The sequence below is a fragment of the Rhizobium sp. WCS2018Hpa-16 genome, assembly GCF_031843705.1.
GTDB classification, from domain to species: domain Bacteria; phylum Pseudomonadota; class Alphaproteobacteria; order Rhizobiales; family Rhizobiaceae; genus Agrobacterium; species Agrobacterium tumefaciens_C.
This window is the reverse complement of sequence record NZ_JAVTIX010000011.1, coordinates 72,767-87,041: the sequence shown is the minus strand read 5'-3', so window position 1 is coordinate 87,041 and position 14,275 is coordinate 72,767. Positions and strand designations below refer to the sequence as shown.

The following is a 14,275-nucleotide window of genomic DNA, read 5'->3' as shown; positions in this document are numbered from 1 at the left end:
GGTTACTCCTTTGTTAACCTGTTAACGAGGTGCCATGCCTTGAGGTTCCCTGCTGGTGTGCATCAGCAGCAGGAACCAAATCCCACGCCGGATTGTTTGAGCTCCGACAGGTTAAAATCGGAGACATGACATGACGACAGAACGCGAAGACAAAATCCGTGCACGAGCCCATGAGAAGTGGGAAAGCGAAGGCCGTAAAGAAGGCGAGCATGAGCGCCACTGGGCCGAAGCGGAGCACGAGCTAGATACTGATACCGCTGACGGCGTTGACCCCAGCGAGGCGACACGTTCGCCAGCTGTTGCCTCTCTCAGCCGAGAGCGCACCGAGACAAAGCGCAAGGGCAGCGACAGCGAGCTTCAGGAAGGGCTGGAAGATAGCTTCCCTGCGAGCGACCCAGTTTCCGCTACATCCTCGACAGTGACCGGTGGAGCGTCTGAGAAAAAAAGCTCAGCCCAGTCTCGCTGATTCGAGCAAATTTCTATTCGATATTTTAAGGCGCGGTGCCGAATGCACCGCGTTTTATTTTTTTCTGATCCAGAAGATGAGGAGGGTGAGGCACGAAAGTGCAACGGGCCAGAAATCTGTTGCCTGATCCCACGACCAGTTCCAGAGGTAGTAGCCTTCGAGGTGAGGCGGCTGCATCTGCACCGACGTTTCGTGGTCACGCTTTTCACGCCCGTGGAAGTGGCCTACAGCGAATGCGAGGCCAACAATCACCGCATCTCGCCATTTCATTACAATGCGCGCCAGACCCGCCACAATACCGGCCATGACGATGGCTTCCAGAATATGGCCAGCCCAATCCCAATCGCGCTGAATGGTGCCCCAATCGATTTCGATGACACAATCCTGTCGTGATGAAAGTGCTATTCAGTTCAATGAGAATAAAGTGCAGCGAACGAAACAGTACCTCTGTTCCAATCCATTTCTTCACTCTTGGAAGAAATGGCTCCCCGGGCCGGTGTGGTTTCGAACCGATCCTGATTGCGCTGGTACTTAATTTTCAATGGGTTAATAGAATTTCCTAGGAGAAGCTTCGTTGCGTGTAGTCAGGATTGTATCTGATTTGTAGCATTCTTGGCTCCTATCAAGCTGCGTATCCGGTCGCTTTGCGTTTGTTCTTTTTGCGCGGCGATGGCCTGAAGATACTCGCACTCGATACGATCAAGCAAGGGCTGGGCAATAGGTCCCTTCACATCAACAACCTTTGCGATGAAGACCAGCATTTCTTCAAGTCGCCTCAGCGAAACTCCCTTCCACATGAAATTAGTCATCATTGACCCTTCCATGCTCCGTGATATTTAAAACGAGGTGGGGCAGGCAGGGGACATCATGCGTTTTAAGATTCCAGATCACATAGCAGGATGGTTGGGTCCGACGATCATATCTGTCGTTGGTCTCGTCATAATTGTTGGAAATCCTATTGGTCAGGAGACATTCTGCAGCGAAACACAAAACTGTCTCGTCACATGGGTCGGGGCGCTCAGCGGCTGGGCAGCGGCACTCGCGGCCGCCACAACAATTGGCAGCTTGGTACGGCAGGCGACCGCGGCACAGAAACAGGCTGACTTTCAACTTGGTGACGCAGACCCGACTTTCGATGCAGTTCAACACGGCGAGCAAAGGACGTCGGTCGTGCTTAGAATAAGGAACTGGAATCGTCGATCGATGATCATTCGGCGGATTCGTCTTGTGACAGCGCGTGAGGTAACCTCTTTGTACATAGGCTTTCCAACCAAGCAGAAACCAAAAGACGTTTTCAATGCTTACAGAGATATTCCAGACCCTAGAGAGTGGACCTTTGCTAAAGGCGGAACGAAAAAATTTGTGCCGGCAATTATGCTTGAAGGTTGGGTGAGACGAGAAGAAGAGCCGCCGTTGTTGAAACTCTCGCTTCGGGGGTATTGGGAGAAGAACGCCAAAATCCGAGACGACTGGCGAGAGACGCCTATCGAAATACAGTATGAGCTCGCAGGCGTCAGAAAGGTTTCTCGATTGACTGCTCATGTTCACCTTGCTTCCGCAGCCATCGCTATGGAGGATGAGTTTATCGATGAAGACGCCGACGAGACCCACTGACATTGCGTTAGGTCGTCGCGTGATTTGATGATTTCGGCAGATGACTGGCTCCCGATGCGAGATCGTGAACGTCGCGGTGAAGCTCATCGGCGATCCGGCGAAGTCTTGCCTCTGTCTCGTCGTCTATGTGAATGGTGAGACCAGTCATATGCGGGCCGCCAGTTCGTGCTGGCGCTCGATCTCTGCCAGTCGATCGACGCACAACGCCGACGCTGCGAATAGCCCCAGAAAACCTGCGGCCGCTGCTGCTGTTACGATTGTCCGCAAATAGGGGACCGGCGCTTCCTTCTTGAAGGTGCCGAGATCCTCGTAATTTGTGGGGTACATGGGGAGTATCTGCGTCAAGTTCGCCTCCATCCGTTTTGGAAACCGCCTCACGCGAGGCGGAAACCAAAATCGGACGTTTCAGGCGGCTTCCTGCAATTCACGCACGGCCTGGTCGTTGGCGCGGGCGCGGGCTTTGGCTTCAAAGCAGGTGATCTCTTCCATCGTGAAATGCAGGTTCAGATCTTCGCGGGTGCAGCCTTCGCCATGGCGGCGCATAGCGTCGGCCATGTTCTGAACGGTCTGTTCGTCTTGGGTGTTGCTGCGCATGTCGGTCTCCATCCGTTGAGGTTGGACCGGGCGGCACGAAACGTTTCGAGGGTACGGCCGCCCGGCCTTATCACCCTCGTCGCTGCGGGGCTTAGCGGCTCGGGATGGCCTATAAGTTTCATAAGTTGACACATTTGGCAACATGCAAAAGTTTCATTAATGGAAACTTTTTGAGGTGCGCAATGAAACATGGGACGGCGCGAGCGGAATCGGCCGAAATTTCTTGATGGATACTAGTTGGTTCGGAGTGCTAGGAGCTGCTTGCGCAGGGCCGGGAAGGCGTAGCCATTTGCTCCAACGCCGAAGCGTTGGGCTACTTGTCCGACGTGCCGCTCTTCTCCGCTATCTCGTCAAACATTAGTTTGAGCATCGAGATTGCTTTTTCTTTTTGCTCTTCCGTCTTGTCGTAGAAGAACTTTGCAAGCCAGTCATCATCTGGATGGCGAAAAAGGCCTTGGATATTTGTCCCAAACAGGCCCGCGAGTTGCTCGAGGTATTCAGGTTTAGGGAGTGTTCCTTTGAACCACTTCGAGACCAAGCTCTTGTCAGCTCCGATTTCCCGCACAACGTCTACCTGCTTAAGGTGACGTTTCTCGGCCCACTCAGGAATGAAGTGAATACGCTGCGGTGTTTTGTCGGAGTGGATTCGAGTGATGTTGCTCATCATGCAACTTTAATCCTTGTGCACTTACAGCGCGTTAGCGTTTGGTGACACAAAGCATGTTGCCAAAAGTGTCATCTTATGAAACTTATTGCGGCATGGAGCACCCGCTGACGACATATCGCCATAAGTACAACCTGACGCAGGATGCGTTCGGGGGACTTGTGTTGGCGACGAAAGGAATGGTTTCCAAATGGGAAGCCTGTCGGATTTTGCCGCGTGCTCAGTTCATTGTTCGAATCGAAGACGCGACCAGCGGTGAGGTTTCCGCAAGTGACCTAGTCCGCGCTTTCGACGATGCATCGACGATTCAGGAGGCCGCCGAATGAGAGTGGCCTCAACCAATCCCGGCGCTCTCCTGGCAGAACGCGTACGGGATACCGGACGGAAAGGGCTTTTCGCCCGTGGAGCCTTTTCCGTCCAAACCCTTTCGAGTGCTGCGCGGGGTCATTTCGACCCGATGTCGCGCACCCGCCGTGATGCTTCACCTCCCGGCTCCGGCGGACTTTCTCATTCATCTGGCGCTCAGTGGCTTTTGCCATCGTGGCTGTTCTCCTGTGTGGCGCGCTGGCGCGGCTCGGGTTGAGTTGGTGACAGACGTTTAAACCGCGCTCGCGCGGACTTCACCGAATCCATTTTCGATTTTGTTTCCTTGACCAGTTTTCAGGGGTGTTTTCGTGCGCACTATTTCCGAAGAAGAGATCCGTGGTCTTAAGAGCGCGACCGAGGCCAGCTACAAGCTGGGCGGCGGCGTGACGGACTTTCCGCTGTTGACCCGCGTCAAGGTGGCTTCGCTCTCGCGCTATGCGAGCTTCAATGACGAGAATGCGGAAGATCTCATTCCCATCGATGTTGCCGTGGAGGCGGACCGCCGCGCCAAAAGCCCTGTCATCGTCTCCGCCATGGCTCGGAAGCTTGGGTACAAGCTCGTCGTCGATGAAGACGCGGCGGTCGAGGCGCGGAGCATTACCGAAACCGACGCCATCGATCTCATGTCCGAGACCATGGACGTGGTGCGCGCCCTGCAATCTGCCCAGGCAACGGGAACGCTGAGCACTGCTGCGGCGAAGAAGGCCGTTTCGAAAGAAATCCACGAAGCCATTCGCGAGCTGAAGGAAATGCTCGTGAACCTGAAGAAAGGTTGACTGGCATGCCCATGCGCAAAATCGAGTTTTCCAAGATCGAGAAGCCTGAAACCGTCAGTGCTGGCGGTGCGCCCATTCTCCAGTGGCTGGATATCGGCGACCTGGTCGTGGATGAAACCTATCAGCGTGACTTGAAAGTCCAGAACTGGAAAGCCATTCGCAAGATTGCAGCCAATTTCAAATGGTCGATGTTCTCGCCAGTCTTCGTCGCACCGGTTGAGGGTGGGGCATATGCGATCATCGATGGACAGCACCGCACCCATGCCGCCGCGATCTGCGGGTTCAAACAGGTGCCTTGCCAGATTGTGCATATGACGCAGGCCGAACAGGCGGCGGCATTTGCGGCGGTGAATGGCGTGGTTACGGCGGTGACTTATCACCAACTGCTGAAAGCGGCGCTCGCGGCCGGCGAAGAATGGGCGGTCAACGCCAAGGATATCGCCAAATCATCAGGCTGCCGTCTCATGACGAGCAACGGATCGTCACTGACTAAGAAGCCGGGCGAAATCTTCGGGGTCAAAGGCTTTCTGTCTGTTATCGAAACGAGGCCACGCGGCCCGTTAATTGCTGCCCTCAAGATCCTGATGGCGACGGAAGGTTACAACGACAACCGCGAGATCTGGGAGAATGCGGTTCTCGTGCCGCTGTTGATGGCGCTGACAGAGCGTCCCGCCGCACTGGCGAATCCCGATTTCAGCAATGCGCTGTCTCAGTTCGACATCTGGGACATGATTGACCGCGATCACCAGGAGCGCCGCGCCAAACAGCGTATTGGCGAACGGTACCCGCCTAAATCGGAAGCGTGGCGTGCTGGCGTCTTGCAGTGGCTGGACAAGACATTCCCCGCGCGAATGGCGCTTCCTGCACCAGAAAAGTTGAGCCGTCAGGAAACCCTCGATCGCATTGGCAAGATCGGATCGAGCCCATGAGCCTGTGCATGGTCGAAACCCGGCGTCCGTCTCTCGTCACTTTGGCCCGCGATGCGCGGGTGCTGGAGCGCTGGCGCGGCGGCAAATCCACCCACGAAATCGCAGCGGATCTCAGCCTCGCCGAAAGCGAGGTTTGCCGCATTCTTGAGGAGAGTGATCGATGAAGCATGAATCCAACACTCTGGAACTGAAGCCTGTTTCCGACGCCGCGCGGGCACAATTGCGCGCAGTGCGTTTCGCGGGCGGGACACTGTCGATCAGCGCCACGCTGGAGGCGAGGGCGAAGGCGCTCGAGCTGCGCAAGGCCGGGTACGTGAATATTGGCGAGAGTGGATATGACCTGCGGCTTACTGGCCTTGGGCAAGCCTATCTTGACCGGTTGATGAGGGCGCATTGATGAGTGATGCTTTCGATCCATACAAGCTTTACGCACCCGGAACCGACGAGCCAATGCGGGCAGGGGAACGCCCCGGCGACCAGCTTGGCAGCGAACCCATTGCCGCGCAAAAGCTTCGCTCGATTATAGAGCGGATGGAGCGCCTGGCTGAAGACAAAGACGTCATCAAGAATGATGAGAAAGCGGTGATGGCTGAGGCAAAGGCCCTCGGTTATGACACGAAAGCCATTCGCACCATCATCAAGATCCGCAAGACAGACGGCGACACGCTCTCCAACGAGCGGGCGGTTCTCGATGTCTATCTCGCTGCCCTCGGTATGGAGGAGCTGTGATGGCGCTTGGCGAAAAACAGCAATCCGTTCTGGTCGCGGCGTGCCAAACCGGAACCTATGACGCGCTATCCGAAGCGGACCGGCAATCGGCGGTCAAGCTTCACGAGAAGGGATTTCTTGCTCGTGACCCAAAGGTGAGTGGGCGCTGGTATCCGACCAGCGCGGCGCATGAGTTCACGGGAATAGCGACTGGTCAGGCCGTGCCCGTCGTCGCGAATTCCGAACGCGCCATTGCTTCCATCACTGTCGGCAAACGCCTTCGCACCTTGAGTGAGGAGAAAGTTGCGGCGCTGATGGCCTCCATTCCGGAGCATGGGTTGCGAAACCCGATATCGGTTTATGGTCTTACCTCTGATGAGGTGGTTGAGCTTTCAGCCGGGGAACACCGCCTTGAGGCGATGCGTCGGCTTGGGTACGAAACCGTACCGTGCGTCCACTATCAGGGGGATGCGCTGGACCGTGAGCTTTGGGAAATCGACGAGAACCTTATTCGCAGTGACCTGACGCCGGCGGACAGGGCGCTTTTCGTTTTTCGGCGGAAAGAGATCTATCTTCTGAAGCATCCAGAGACGGCGAAGGGGGTGTCGCAAGGTGAGGGTGGGCGGACTGCATTAGACCCTCGTCGCCAAGTTGGCGACGAGGTCAAGCGTTTTACGGCTGCGACTGCCGAGGCGACGGGACAATCGGAACGTTCCATCCAGCGCGATGCGGAGCGCGGCGAGAAGGTTAGCGAGCGGGCCTTGCGGATGATTTCCGCCACGCCGTTGAATACCGGCGCGACGCTTGACCGGCTGAAAAGGTTGGAGCCGGAACAGCAGATTGCCTGGATTGAAGGGGCGCTGGCTGATCGGCGCGAGACCGAGGCTAAGGCCAAACAATTCCGCACCGAAAAAATGCAGATGAGCCGAACGATCCGGGCCGATATCGTCAAGGCCATTGCCGACAAGGGGACCGCCGTTGCTGGCAAGATGCCGCGTGCTGCATTTCCGATCGGCTATGTGGATCCGCCTTGGCAACAGGAAGCGTGGTCTGACGAGACGGGGCAGGACAAAGGGCTCATGTACCCCTCGATGCCCCTCGACGAAATCAAGGCGCTATGTGCCGGCGATGCAAGTCCGTTTACGCCTGATGCGGTGCTGTGGCTTTGGGTGCCGTTCAACCGAATTGATGACGGCATCGATGTGCTTGAGGCGTGGGGCTTTGAGCATGTGTCCGCCATCGTCTGGGACAAGGTCGATATCGGCATGGGCCGGTGGGTTCGAGACAGGGCAGAGATGGTCTTGATCGGTAAGCGTGGCAAGATCTCGCTCGCGCCTGAAATGGGCACCCAACCTCCCAGCCTCTATTCCGAGAAAAAAGGTGAGCACAGTCGCAAGCCTGTGTGGTTCGCGGAGCAGCTCGACGGGCTCTATCCAGATATGCCGAAACTTGAGCTTTTCCAGCGCAAGGAAAGTCTTGCTGAAGGCGATATCAGACTTTCCGGGAAATGGTCGTTTTGGGGTTTTGAGGCATCTCCGGATGTCGTCGTTGATACTGCTCCGGACCAGCAGGCAGCCCGTGTTGCGGATGAACCTATTGAGGCATTCGAGGTGTTCCGCAAGGGGCGCTCCTATGCGTCTTTTGAGGTTTATCTCGGGCAGGACGGATCATTCGAAATTTCCTCCCGTTTTGAGATGTCGGGCTTTTGCGGATCTGCGCATCCGCGCTCAAAGAACTCCGGCTCTTTCGACGATGCGGTGCGGCGCGGTCTTCTTCGTCTGAGGGCGGAGCTAGAGGGCGTGCTTTCCGACAGATCCAGCGTTTGCAGCGACAGACACCGCGCCGATGCTCGGTATGGCCTTCGTTGCATAGAAGAGATCTGGGAGGCTCGTGGCCTGTCGGAGGGCGGTGCAGGATGATTATTCCCATACCTCGCATCGAAAAGCTGGAGGCTGCGCAGACCCGTGAAGAGCGGGCGGCATGGCTACTCACTTGCCCGCTCGATGTGCTGCTTTCCTGCGAGATGACAATCCGGAACCGGCTTCTGAATGCCCGTTTCAACGAAGGGCTCGACTATCTCGATGCCGAGCTGGTGGACCTGCGGCGCGAGCGCGACGCGGATGGGGGCAAGAATTGCAATATGCTGGTTGGTGTGGCGCGGGGGCGAATGGAACGTGTCGCGCTCGGCATGCCCCCGCTCTTTGGGTTTAGATGATTATGCAGAAAAACGATCAGTCAGGTACATCCGCAGCTAACTTTTTAGTCCCGACTCCACCGCGACATGTAAATGGCGGCTTGTCGGAGGCATGCGTTAGCATAACTATTCACAGCATCAGCGTTGTGCAAAATCTCTATCCTGCTTGTCATGAAAAGATCACGCGGTATGCCCTCAGCGGTCGGCCCAGACGGCTGGTACGTGGTTCCCATTCTCTGGCGCAAATCGTCGAGCGCATGCGGCTTCCCACTACCGATTTCTTTCTCAAAATCCAAGAAGTCAGGGTTTTGGAGAAGTCCCCTTATTCGGTTGTAGTCGCGAAAAGCACTTCGATAAGCGCTTTCAAGCGACGCTTCATCACTAAATCGTCCCTCGAAATCGTGGTTGAGCGCGGCCCAAACATTTTGCCTCGCTGTATCGATACGGTCCGCCAATTCTGCAATTCGCTGAGAAAGTGCGAACTTTGGCTGGAGTTGCAATTGAAGAAGCTCGTTATGATGGCGAGACGCGTTCTGTATTTGTCCGAGACCCAAAGCCAGTGCTGGGGCCGCTATAAACGCAGCGGCGAGTGTTCCCAAAGTTGTGAGCCACTCCCGCCCGCAGTGCTCGTCCGCTGCACCGCTGCACATCACATTATGGACGCTGACACGCCAATAAAAGCCGGTGAGAAAAACAACAATAAGCACCACTGCAGCCAGAAGTGGAAGTGCGGCACTAAAAGCCTTATATTTTTCTATTTTCAATTGTTGCACCCCCTGATTTCTATGCGCACGGCTAGTATCGGTAAGCAATTGACGTCGAGTTTACGGAGACAGTTAACCGCTGGTATTTTGCCTCGCGCCACAATGGAGGGGGCGTTATGAATGAGCCCAGACTATCCATCATTCCCGGCTGGATCATCGCGGATCCGCGCCTGAAAGGGAAAGACCTTCAGGTGCTATGCATGCTGGGTCGCAACGCGAACACGCGCCATGGATGGTGCCGACGCAGTCAGGTCAAGCTTGCCCAGGCGCTTGCTTGTTCTCGCTCCACCGTCCAGTCCGCCATCACGCGGCTTGTGGAGATCGGTGCGGTGGAGCGCCGTGAGGTGGCCAGTCCAAACGGTCGCGACAGCGCTCATTGGTACCGTGTGATTTACGATTCCAACGTCGATAGCTCTGCGTTTGATGCATGGGATGAAGACGATCAGAAGGAATTTGATCCTAATCTAGACTTCGACAAAGCCGCACCCCCTGCCGGTATACCGGCACCCCCTGCCGATCCTAGACAGGCACCCCCTGCCTGTTCTGGACCGGCACCTATTAACGCCTCTACTTTAACGCCTCCTGATAAACGAACAGAGAGAGAGCGTGCGCGCGGGGATTTGGAAGAAGATCAGAACGACGACCCTTCGAAATTTCCGAAACGTGTGAAGGCGCTTGAGATCGGTCGGCACAGCAACCCTTGGCCGGATGCGATCGGATCTTCCACCGACTGGGCCATCAAGCAATTTGCCAAGCTGACGGCTGAGGAGCGCAATCAGGCAGAAGAGCGCCGTGATGTTTACCTCGAAGAGTGCAAGCGCCGTCGGATCAAGCCTGTGGCGCTAGGCGTCTATCTGAGGGATCGGAAGTTTCTCGATGTGGCGGCCGTCGTGAAGGGTGCGGCACATGCCGCGAGCGAGCGGATCGCGGTTGCTCCTTTCGGGCCGATCTGGGCAGGACTGTGCGTTTCGGCCTATCTGGATGGGCCTGTCGAGATCGAATACCCGCAAGATCTACGGGCTACCGTGACCGGTGTGTTTGAAACCATGCGCCGTTCCAGCGAGGCGCGGGCGCTATCCTACATCGCCAAGAAGGGTATCGAGCTTGCCCACGATGGATCGTTGATCTTCCCCGATGATTTCGAGCAAGCGGATTACCGCGTGCGCGTGATGGAGAGCGGCTTTCCAGAGGTCAAAAACCTCTATCGGCTGGCGACGGCTCGTGAGCGCGGTACCGCTGAAGGCAAGTATTCAGTCTTCTCCGATCTCTGCGAACCGGTTCCTGTTGGCTCTGAGGTCTTTGAGGCTTGGCGGGCCCACTACCAGGCGATGGACTGGCTCTGGATACCGGACACGGGGCGCATGCCTGTGGTGTGGTTCCCGAAGGGCGGGCCGGAAGGCTTGGACGAATTCCGACGTGCGGTAATGGATATCAAGGCAAAAGGGACGGGCGATGATGCAGCATGACCCTAAAGACCTGATATCGGCCACCCGTATAGATGTTCGATCATTTTCTGACTTCAAACAAGACAAGGTGATTGCCGCGAATCGGCTCTCGATTAGTCAGCTATCCATGGCCTCAATGCGGGTCACTCAGCGAATCATCGCCGACGAGCCAGACATGAAACCCAGATGGTTTTGCCTTCAGGTCATGTCGGGCAGAGAAATGGCTGTGGAAAAGATATTGGTGAACGCTGATGTTGATGTGCTTGTAGCTAAGCGCGCACCGTACAAAGTGGTCAGACGAGGCCGTCAACGCCTAGTTCCTGAGGCGGCTGTGATGCGTGGTTACGTGCTGGTTAGATGCCTCAATATCCCTCATGCGATCGCTGGTTTGCTTCGTGTTGATGGCGTCATCGGCATCATCGGTGGCGCTGTCGGCCCATGGTGGGCTAAAGATGAGTCTGTTAGCAAATTCAAAAGCATGGCGGAAGAAGGCAACTATAATCAGCGGCCCGTTTCTTCCGTTGCATTCATGGTGGGTGAGCATGTGAAAGTAACAGACGGACCGTTCGCGTCGTTCCCTGGTACCGTGACAAAGATCGACGCTGTTGAGAAGTTTCGCATCAGTGTCGAAGTCAGTATCTTTGGACGTGCGACGCCGGTCGAATTGGATATTGCGCAGATCGAAAAATTGTGAGAGCTATTCGGCACTGGATAAACGTGGATCCCATGTGTGGGCTTTTGAGTTGATGACTTGATCATCAGCGATTGGGGAAACCCAGAGCTGCTTACCGGCACGTCCCAACCCTGACAGTCTCCAAAGCGAGACGCCGATTCAGGGCCAGTGCTACAGCTATGATTGACGGAATGATGAGGCGGCCTAGCGGTCGCCTTTTTGCTTTCTAGATATATGGCCAGACTTACGACACTCAAGCCGACGCTCGGCACGTTGCCACCTCGCTTGGGTCCAGCGCCTGGTGATGAGCAGGACCGCAACAAGCATCGTCAGACAGCAGAGCCATGGCGCAAGTGGTACCAGCTGGTCAGATGGAAGCGTCTGCGCATCCAGACATTCACGCGTGATCTGTTCACGTGCCAGATGGCGGGATGCGGAAAGATCTTCGGTCACCCATCGAAACTCATCTGCGACCACGTCAAACCTCACAAGGGTGACGAGGTACTGTTCTTCGATGAGACGAACCTGCAGACGCTGTGCAAGCCATGCCACGACACACTGAAGCAACGAGAGGAGCGGTCGCGAGGCCGTTGGTGAAGCGATGGATGCAATCGAGATGACGAAGGATGAGCTTGAACAGGTAGCGAAGTCTCTTGCTTGTGGTTTGGTTGTTGAAGATCTGCCTTCCGATGAGATCGTCAAGATCATGACGATAGGTCAGTACTTGGCTGATAGAGGGCTAGCTGAGATCGAGCGTCGCGGTGAGCTTGAATTCCAAGATGGTGATCCTGTGATGCCGTATTGTTCGGATTACATGATCGAAACCATCCTTACCCGATCGGCAGGGCAGGCATGACCCAAAGGGGGGCGGCTCAAAAGTCTGGAAGGCTACTTCCTCCCGCACCCGCGTCCCCCTCATTCGGAGATTTTTTTTACCGTGTCTGACGATTTTTCCGGAAAGGATGTCGAACACGATCTGTTCGGCAAACCGATTGAGCCCATCAAAGATCGACGCGGTAGGCCTTCGTTCGGAAAGAACAAGGAAAATCAAGAGCTTGTGTGCCTACTCCGTGCGGCTGGTTGGACGCAAGACAGGATTGCCGGGTATCTCGGATGCGATGCGAAGACATTGCGAAAGAATTTTTCCCGAGAGCTCCAAGACGGCGCTGACCAGATCGAGGGCATGGCGCTGGAAGTCACGCTCAAGAAAATGAAGTCCGGCAACTCGGTCGCGATTTCGCGCATCTTCGACATCATTGAAAAGGGTGCGCCTGCTGTGCCGATACCGAGATCTCCGGAGAAAACACCGGATGAAAAGCTCGGCAAGAAGGAGGCCGCCGACAGAGACGCCCATACGGCGCATGAAGGCACTCCATGGGCTACGCTTCTGCAATAAAGGCCGACTGGAATTTCTCATGCCCTGACTGGGCGGAGCGCCTACGGGACGGTCGCCCGATCGTTCCGGACCTTCCGCTGGATCTCGATGAGGGCAATAGAGCGGTTGGCATTTTTGATAATCTTCGGCTGCCAGACGTACCAGACCAGCCTTACATGGCGGACGCTGCCGGTGACTGGTTCCGCGATATCGTCCGGGCAATCTTCGGCTCGATCGACGAGAATGGCGAGCGGCATGTGCGCAACGTCTTTGGCCTGGTGCCGAAGAAGAATTCCAAGACGACAGGCGGCGCGGGCATCATGGTCACGGCGCTGTTGATGAACAAGCGGCCACGCGCCGAGTTTTTGTTGATTGGGCCGACACAGGACGTTGCCGACACGGCTTATCAGCAAGCTGCCGGCATGATCGAAGCGGATCCATATCTCGCCAAGCGTTTTCATGCGATCGAGCACAAGAAGACGATTGTCGATCGCCTCAACAAGGCGAAGCTGCGGATCAAGACGTTCGACATGAAGGTGCTGACGGGATCGAAGCCTGCCGGCGTCTTGCTCGACGAGCTCCACGTGATGTCTTCTTACTCCTACGCCTCGCGTGTTCTCGGGCAGATCAGTGGTGGTTTGATCCCGAACAAAGAATCGTTCCTGATCATCATCACCACGCAAAGCGACGAGCCGCCCTCGGGCGTGTTCAAGTCTGAACTGCAATATGCGCGGGGTGTCCGGGATGGCACTATTGTAGACGGCAGCACGCTTCCGGTTCTCTACGAATTTCCGGAAGAGATGCAGACCAGCGCGAAGAAGCCTTGGAAGGATCCTGCTAACTGGCACATGGTCCTGCCAAACCTCGGGCTTTCCATCACGCTGGATCGTCTGATTGAGGAATGGCAAACAGCCCAGAAGAAGGGTGAAGAGGAAGAGCGGCGCTGGGCAAGCCAGCACTTGAACGTGGAAATCGGCCTCGCCTTGCATTCCGATCGGTGGATCGGCGCTGACTACTGGGAGGCCGCTGCCGACAAGCGCATCACGCTTCAGTATCTGATCGACGAGTGCGACGTGATTGTCGTGGGTGGCGACGTCGGCGGACTTCTCGACCTTTGGGGATTGGCAGCAATCGGGCGTCACAAACTCACACGCCACTGGTTGCTGTGGGCAAAGGCATGGGCTCAACCTTCCGTTCTCAAGCGGCACCCTGAAATCGTTGAGAAGCTGAATGACTTCGAGCGCGATGGCGATCTGGTCATCTGCAAGCGCGTCACTCAGGATGTTGAGGAAGCAGCGGCCATCATTGCCAGTCTACGTGACGCCGGAAAGCTGCCGGAGGTTGGCGCGATCGGGCTTGATCCTAACGGCGTGACAGCTTTGCTGGAAGAACTCGCCGGATACGCAATCGTCGATCCGATGGTGAAGGCGGTTTCGCAAGGATACAAGCTGTCCGGTTCGATCTTCGGGATTGAACGCAAGCTTGCTGACGGCACCATGAAGCAGTGCGGCTCCGGCCTTCTGACCTGGTGCGTCCAGAACGCGAGCGCAGAACAGCGCGGCAGCAACATCTACATCGACAAGAAAACGGCCAGCTCCAAGATCGATCCCTTGGTCGCGGCCTTCAACGCTGGCGAGCTGATGGGCAGAAACCCGGAGGCAAATGGTCCGTCGGTTTATGAAACTCGCGGCATAAGGATGGTTTGAC

24 protein-coding genes are annotated in these 14,275 nt (G+C 56.1%); 17 read left to right on the top strand and 7 right to left on the bottom strand.

The genetic code is table 11. The features are described 5' to 3' along the window. The first annotated feature begins 130 nt into the window (after positions 1-130). Positions 131-466, top strand: a complete 336-nt coding sequence (locus tag RQI55_RS22460) for a DUF2934 domain-containing protein (RefSeq protein ID WP_243256259.1) — start codon at positions 131-133, stop codon at positions 464-466. Between the two features lie 54 nt (positions 467-520). On the opposite strand, the gene RQI55_RS22455 is transcribed toward RQI55_RS22460, so the two are convergent. Together RQI55_RS22455 and RQI55_RS22450 are read right to left on the bottom strand one after the other, a co-directional pair. Next, complete coding sequence (locus RQI55_RS22455; protein ID WP_243256258.1) at positions 521-772, bottom strand: hypothetical protein; 252 nt, start codon at positions 770-772, stop codon at positions 521-523. Between the two features lie 278 nt (positions 773-1,050). Next, positions 1,051-1,278: a hypothetical protein gene (locus RQI55_RS22450; RefSeq protein ID WP_311273511.1), complete on the bottom strand. Its 228-nt coding sequence runs from the start codon at positions 1,276-1,278 to the stop codon at positions 1,051-1,053. Between the two features lie 55 nt (positions 1,279-1,333). Between RQI55_RS22450 and RQI55_RS22445 the strand changes: the two genes are divergently transcribed. Continuing rightward, positions 1,334-2,080 carry a hypothetical protein gene (locus RQI55_RS22445; protein ID WP_311273512.1) on the top strand — a complete coding sequence of 249 codons (747 nt, stop codon included), beginning with the start codon at positions 1,334-1,336 and terminating at the stop codon, positions 2,078-2,080. A gap of 7 nt (positions 2,081-2,087) precedes the next feature. Here RQI55_RS22445 and RQI55_RS22440 read toward each other — a convergent pair whose 3' ends face one another. The 4 genes from RQI55_RS22440 to RQI55_RS22425 all read right to left on the bottom strand — a co-directional run bounded on the left by RQI55_RS22440 (position 2,088) and on the right by RQI55_RS22425 (position 3,341). After that, the gene (locus tag RQI55_RS22440) at positions 2,088-2,228 is read right to left on the bottom strand and encodes a hypothetical protein (protein WP_311273513.1); all 141 of its coding nucleotides are present in this window, start codon (positions 2,226-2,228) and stop codon (positions 2,088-2,090) included. Then, entirely contained in the window at positions 2,225-2,425 is a 201-nt protein-coding gene (locus RQI55_RS22435) for a hypothetical protein (RefSeq protein WP_311273514.1), read from the bottom strand. Before RQI55_RS22435 ends, RQI55_RS22440 begins: the two co-directional genes overlap by 4 nt. A 60-nt stretch (positions 2,426-2,485) precedes the next feature. Further along, positions 2,486-2,674, bottom strand: coding sequence for a hypothetical protein (locus tag RQI55_RS22430; RefSeq protein WP_311273515.1), 189 nt, complete (start codon positions 2,672-2,674; stop codon positions 2,486-2,488). A 313-nt stretch (positions 2,675-2,987) separates the two neighbouring features. Further along, entirely contained in the window at positions 2,988-3,341 is a 354-nt protein-coding gene (locus tag RQI55_RS22425) for a helix-turn-helix transcriptional regulator (RefSeq protein ID WP_243256250.1), read from the bottom strand. A gap of 53 nt (positions 3,342-3,394) precedes the next feature. Between RQI55_RS22425 and RQI55_RS22420 the strand changes: the two genes are divergently transcribed. The 9 genes from RQI55_RS22420 (at position 3,395) to RQI55_RS22380 (ending at position 8,332) form a co-directional block, all read left to right on the top strand. After that, complete coding sequence (locus RQI55_RS22420; protein WP_311273516.1) at positions 3,395-3,664, top strand: hypothetical protein; 270 nt, start codon at positions 3,395-3,397, stop codon at positions 3,662-3,664. Then, positions 3,661-3,921, top strand: coding sequence for a hypothetical protein (locus RQI55_RS22415; protein WP_311273517.1), 261 nt, complete (start codon positions 3,661-3,663; stop codon positions 3,919-3,921). The genes RQI55_RS22420 and RQI55_RS22415 overlap by 4 nt, the downstream gene beginning before the upstream one ends. A gap of 91 nt (positions 3,922-4,012) precedes the next feature. Beyond that, complete coding sequence (locus RQI55_RS22410) at positions 4,013-4,480, top strand: phage regulatory CII family protein (RefSeq protein WP_311273518.1); 468 nt, start codon at positions 4,013-4,015, stop codon at positions 4,478-4,480. Positions 4,481-4,485: 5 nt separating this feature from the next. Then, complete coding sequence (locus tag RQI55_RS22405) at positions 4,486-5,409, top strand: ParB N-terminal domain-containing protein (protein WP_311273519.1); 924 nt, start codon at positions 4,486-4,488, stop codon at positions 5,407-5,409. Then, complete coding sequence (locus tag RQI55_RS22400; RefSeq protein ID WP_311273520.1) at positions 5,406-5,573, top strand: hypothetical protein; 168 nt, start codon at positions 5,406-5,408, stop codon at positions 5,571-5,573. Before RQI55_RS22405 ends, RQI55_RS22400 begins: the two co-directional genes overlap by 4 nt. Beyond that, positions 5,570-5,806, top strand: a complete 237-nt coding sequence (locus RQI55_RS22395) for a hypothetical protein (protein WP_311273521.1) — start codon at positions 5,570-5,572, stop codon at positions 5,804-5,806. Before RQI55_RS22400 ends, RQI55_RS22395 begins: the two co-directional genes overlap by 4 nt. 53 nt (positions 5,807-5,859) lie before the next feature. Next, entirely contained in the window at positions 5,860-6,138 is a 279-nt protein-coding gene (locus RQI55_RS22390) for a DUF2312 domain-containing protein (protein ID WP_243256974.1), read from the top strand. Continuing rightward, the gene (locus RQI55_RS22385; protein WP_311273522.1) at positions 6,138-8,036 is read left to right on the top strand and encodes an MT-A70 family methyltransferase; all 1,899 of its coding nucleotides are present in this window, start codon (positions 6,138-6,140) and stop codon (positions 8,034-8,036) included. The genes RQI55_RS22390 and RQI55_RS22385 overlap by 1 nt, the downstream gene beginning before the upstream one ends. Beyond that, positions 8,033-8,332 carry a hypothetical protein gene (locus tag RQI55_RS22380; RefSeq protein WP_311273523.1) on the top strand — a complete coding sequence of 100 codons (300 nt, stop codon included), beginning with the start codon at positions 8,033-8,035 and terminating at the stop codon, positions 8,330-8,332. The genes RQI55_RS22385 and RQI55_RS22380 overlap by 4 nt, the downstream gene beginning before the upstream one ends. Positions 8,333-8,376: 44 nt before the next feature. Here RQI55_RS22380 and RQI55_RS22375 read toward each other — a convergent pair whose 3' ends face one another. After that, a complete protein-coding gene (locus tag RQI55_RS22375) occupies positions 8,377-9,075 on the bottom strand; it encodes a hypothetical protein (RefSeq protein WP_311273524.1) in 699 nt (232 codons plus the stop codon). A 116-nt stretch (positions 9,076-9,191) separates the two neighbouring features. On the opposite strand from RQI55_RS22375, the gene RQI55_RS22370 reads away from it, so the two are divergent. From RQI55_RS22370 to RQI55_RS22345, 6 genes are all read left to right on the top strand, one after another. Then, positions 9,192-10,541, top strand: a complete 1,350-nt coding sequence (locus RQI55_RS22370) for a helix-turn-helix domain-containing protein (RefSeq protein ID WP_311273525.1) — start codon at positions 9,192-9,194, stop codon at positions 10,539-10,541. Further along, positions 10,528-11,214 carry a transcription termination/antitermination NusG family protein gene (locus RQI55_RS22365; RefSeq protein WP_311273526.1) on the top strand — a complete coding sequence of 229 codons (687 nt, stop codon included), beginning with the start codon at positions 10,528-10,530 and terminating at the stop codon, positions 11,212-11,214. The genes RQI55_RS22370 and RQI55_RS22365 overlap by 14 nt, the downstream gene beginning before the upstream one ends. A gap of 213 nt (positions 11,215-11,427) precedes the next feature. Beyond that, positions 11,428-11,790 carry an HNH endonuclease signature motif containing protein gene (locus RQI55_RS22360; RefSeq protein ID WP_311273527.1) on the top strand — a complete coding sequence of 121 codons (363 nt, stop codon included), beginning with the start codon at positions 11,428-11,430 and terminating at the stop codon, positions 11,788-11,790. Positions 11,791-11,794: 4 nt separating this feature from the next. Beyond that, entirely contained in the window at positions 11,795-12,049 is a 255-nt protein-coding gene (locus RQI55_RS22355; protein WP_311273528.1) for a hypothetical protein, read from the top strand. 81 nt (positions 12,050-12,130) lie between these two features. Further along, positions 12,131-12,589 (top strand): hypothetical protein, encoded by a 459-nt coding sequence (locus RQI55_RS22350; protein WP_311273529.1) that lies wholly within the window; start codon positions 12,131-12,133, stop codon positions 12,587-12,589. Continuing rightward, positions 12,568-14,274, top strand: coding sequence for a terminase TerL endonuclease subunit (locus RQI55_RS22345; protein ID WP_311273530.1), 1,707 nt, complete (start codon positions 12,568-12,570; stop codon positions 14,272-14,274). The genes RQI55_RS22350 and RQI55_RS22345 overlap by 22 nt, the downstream gene beginning before the upstream one ends. Position 14,275: the final 1 nt, after the last annotated feature.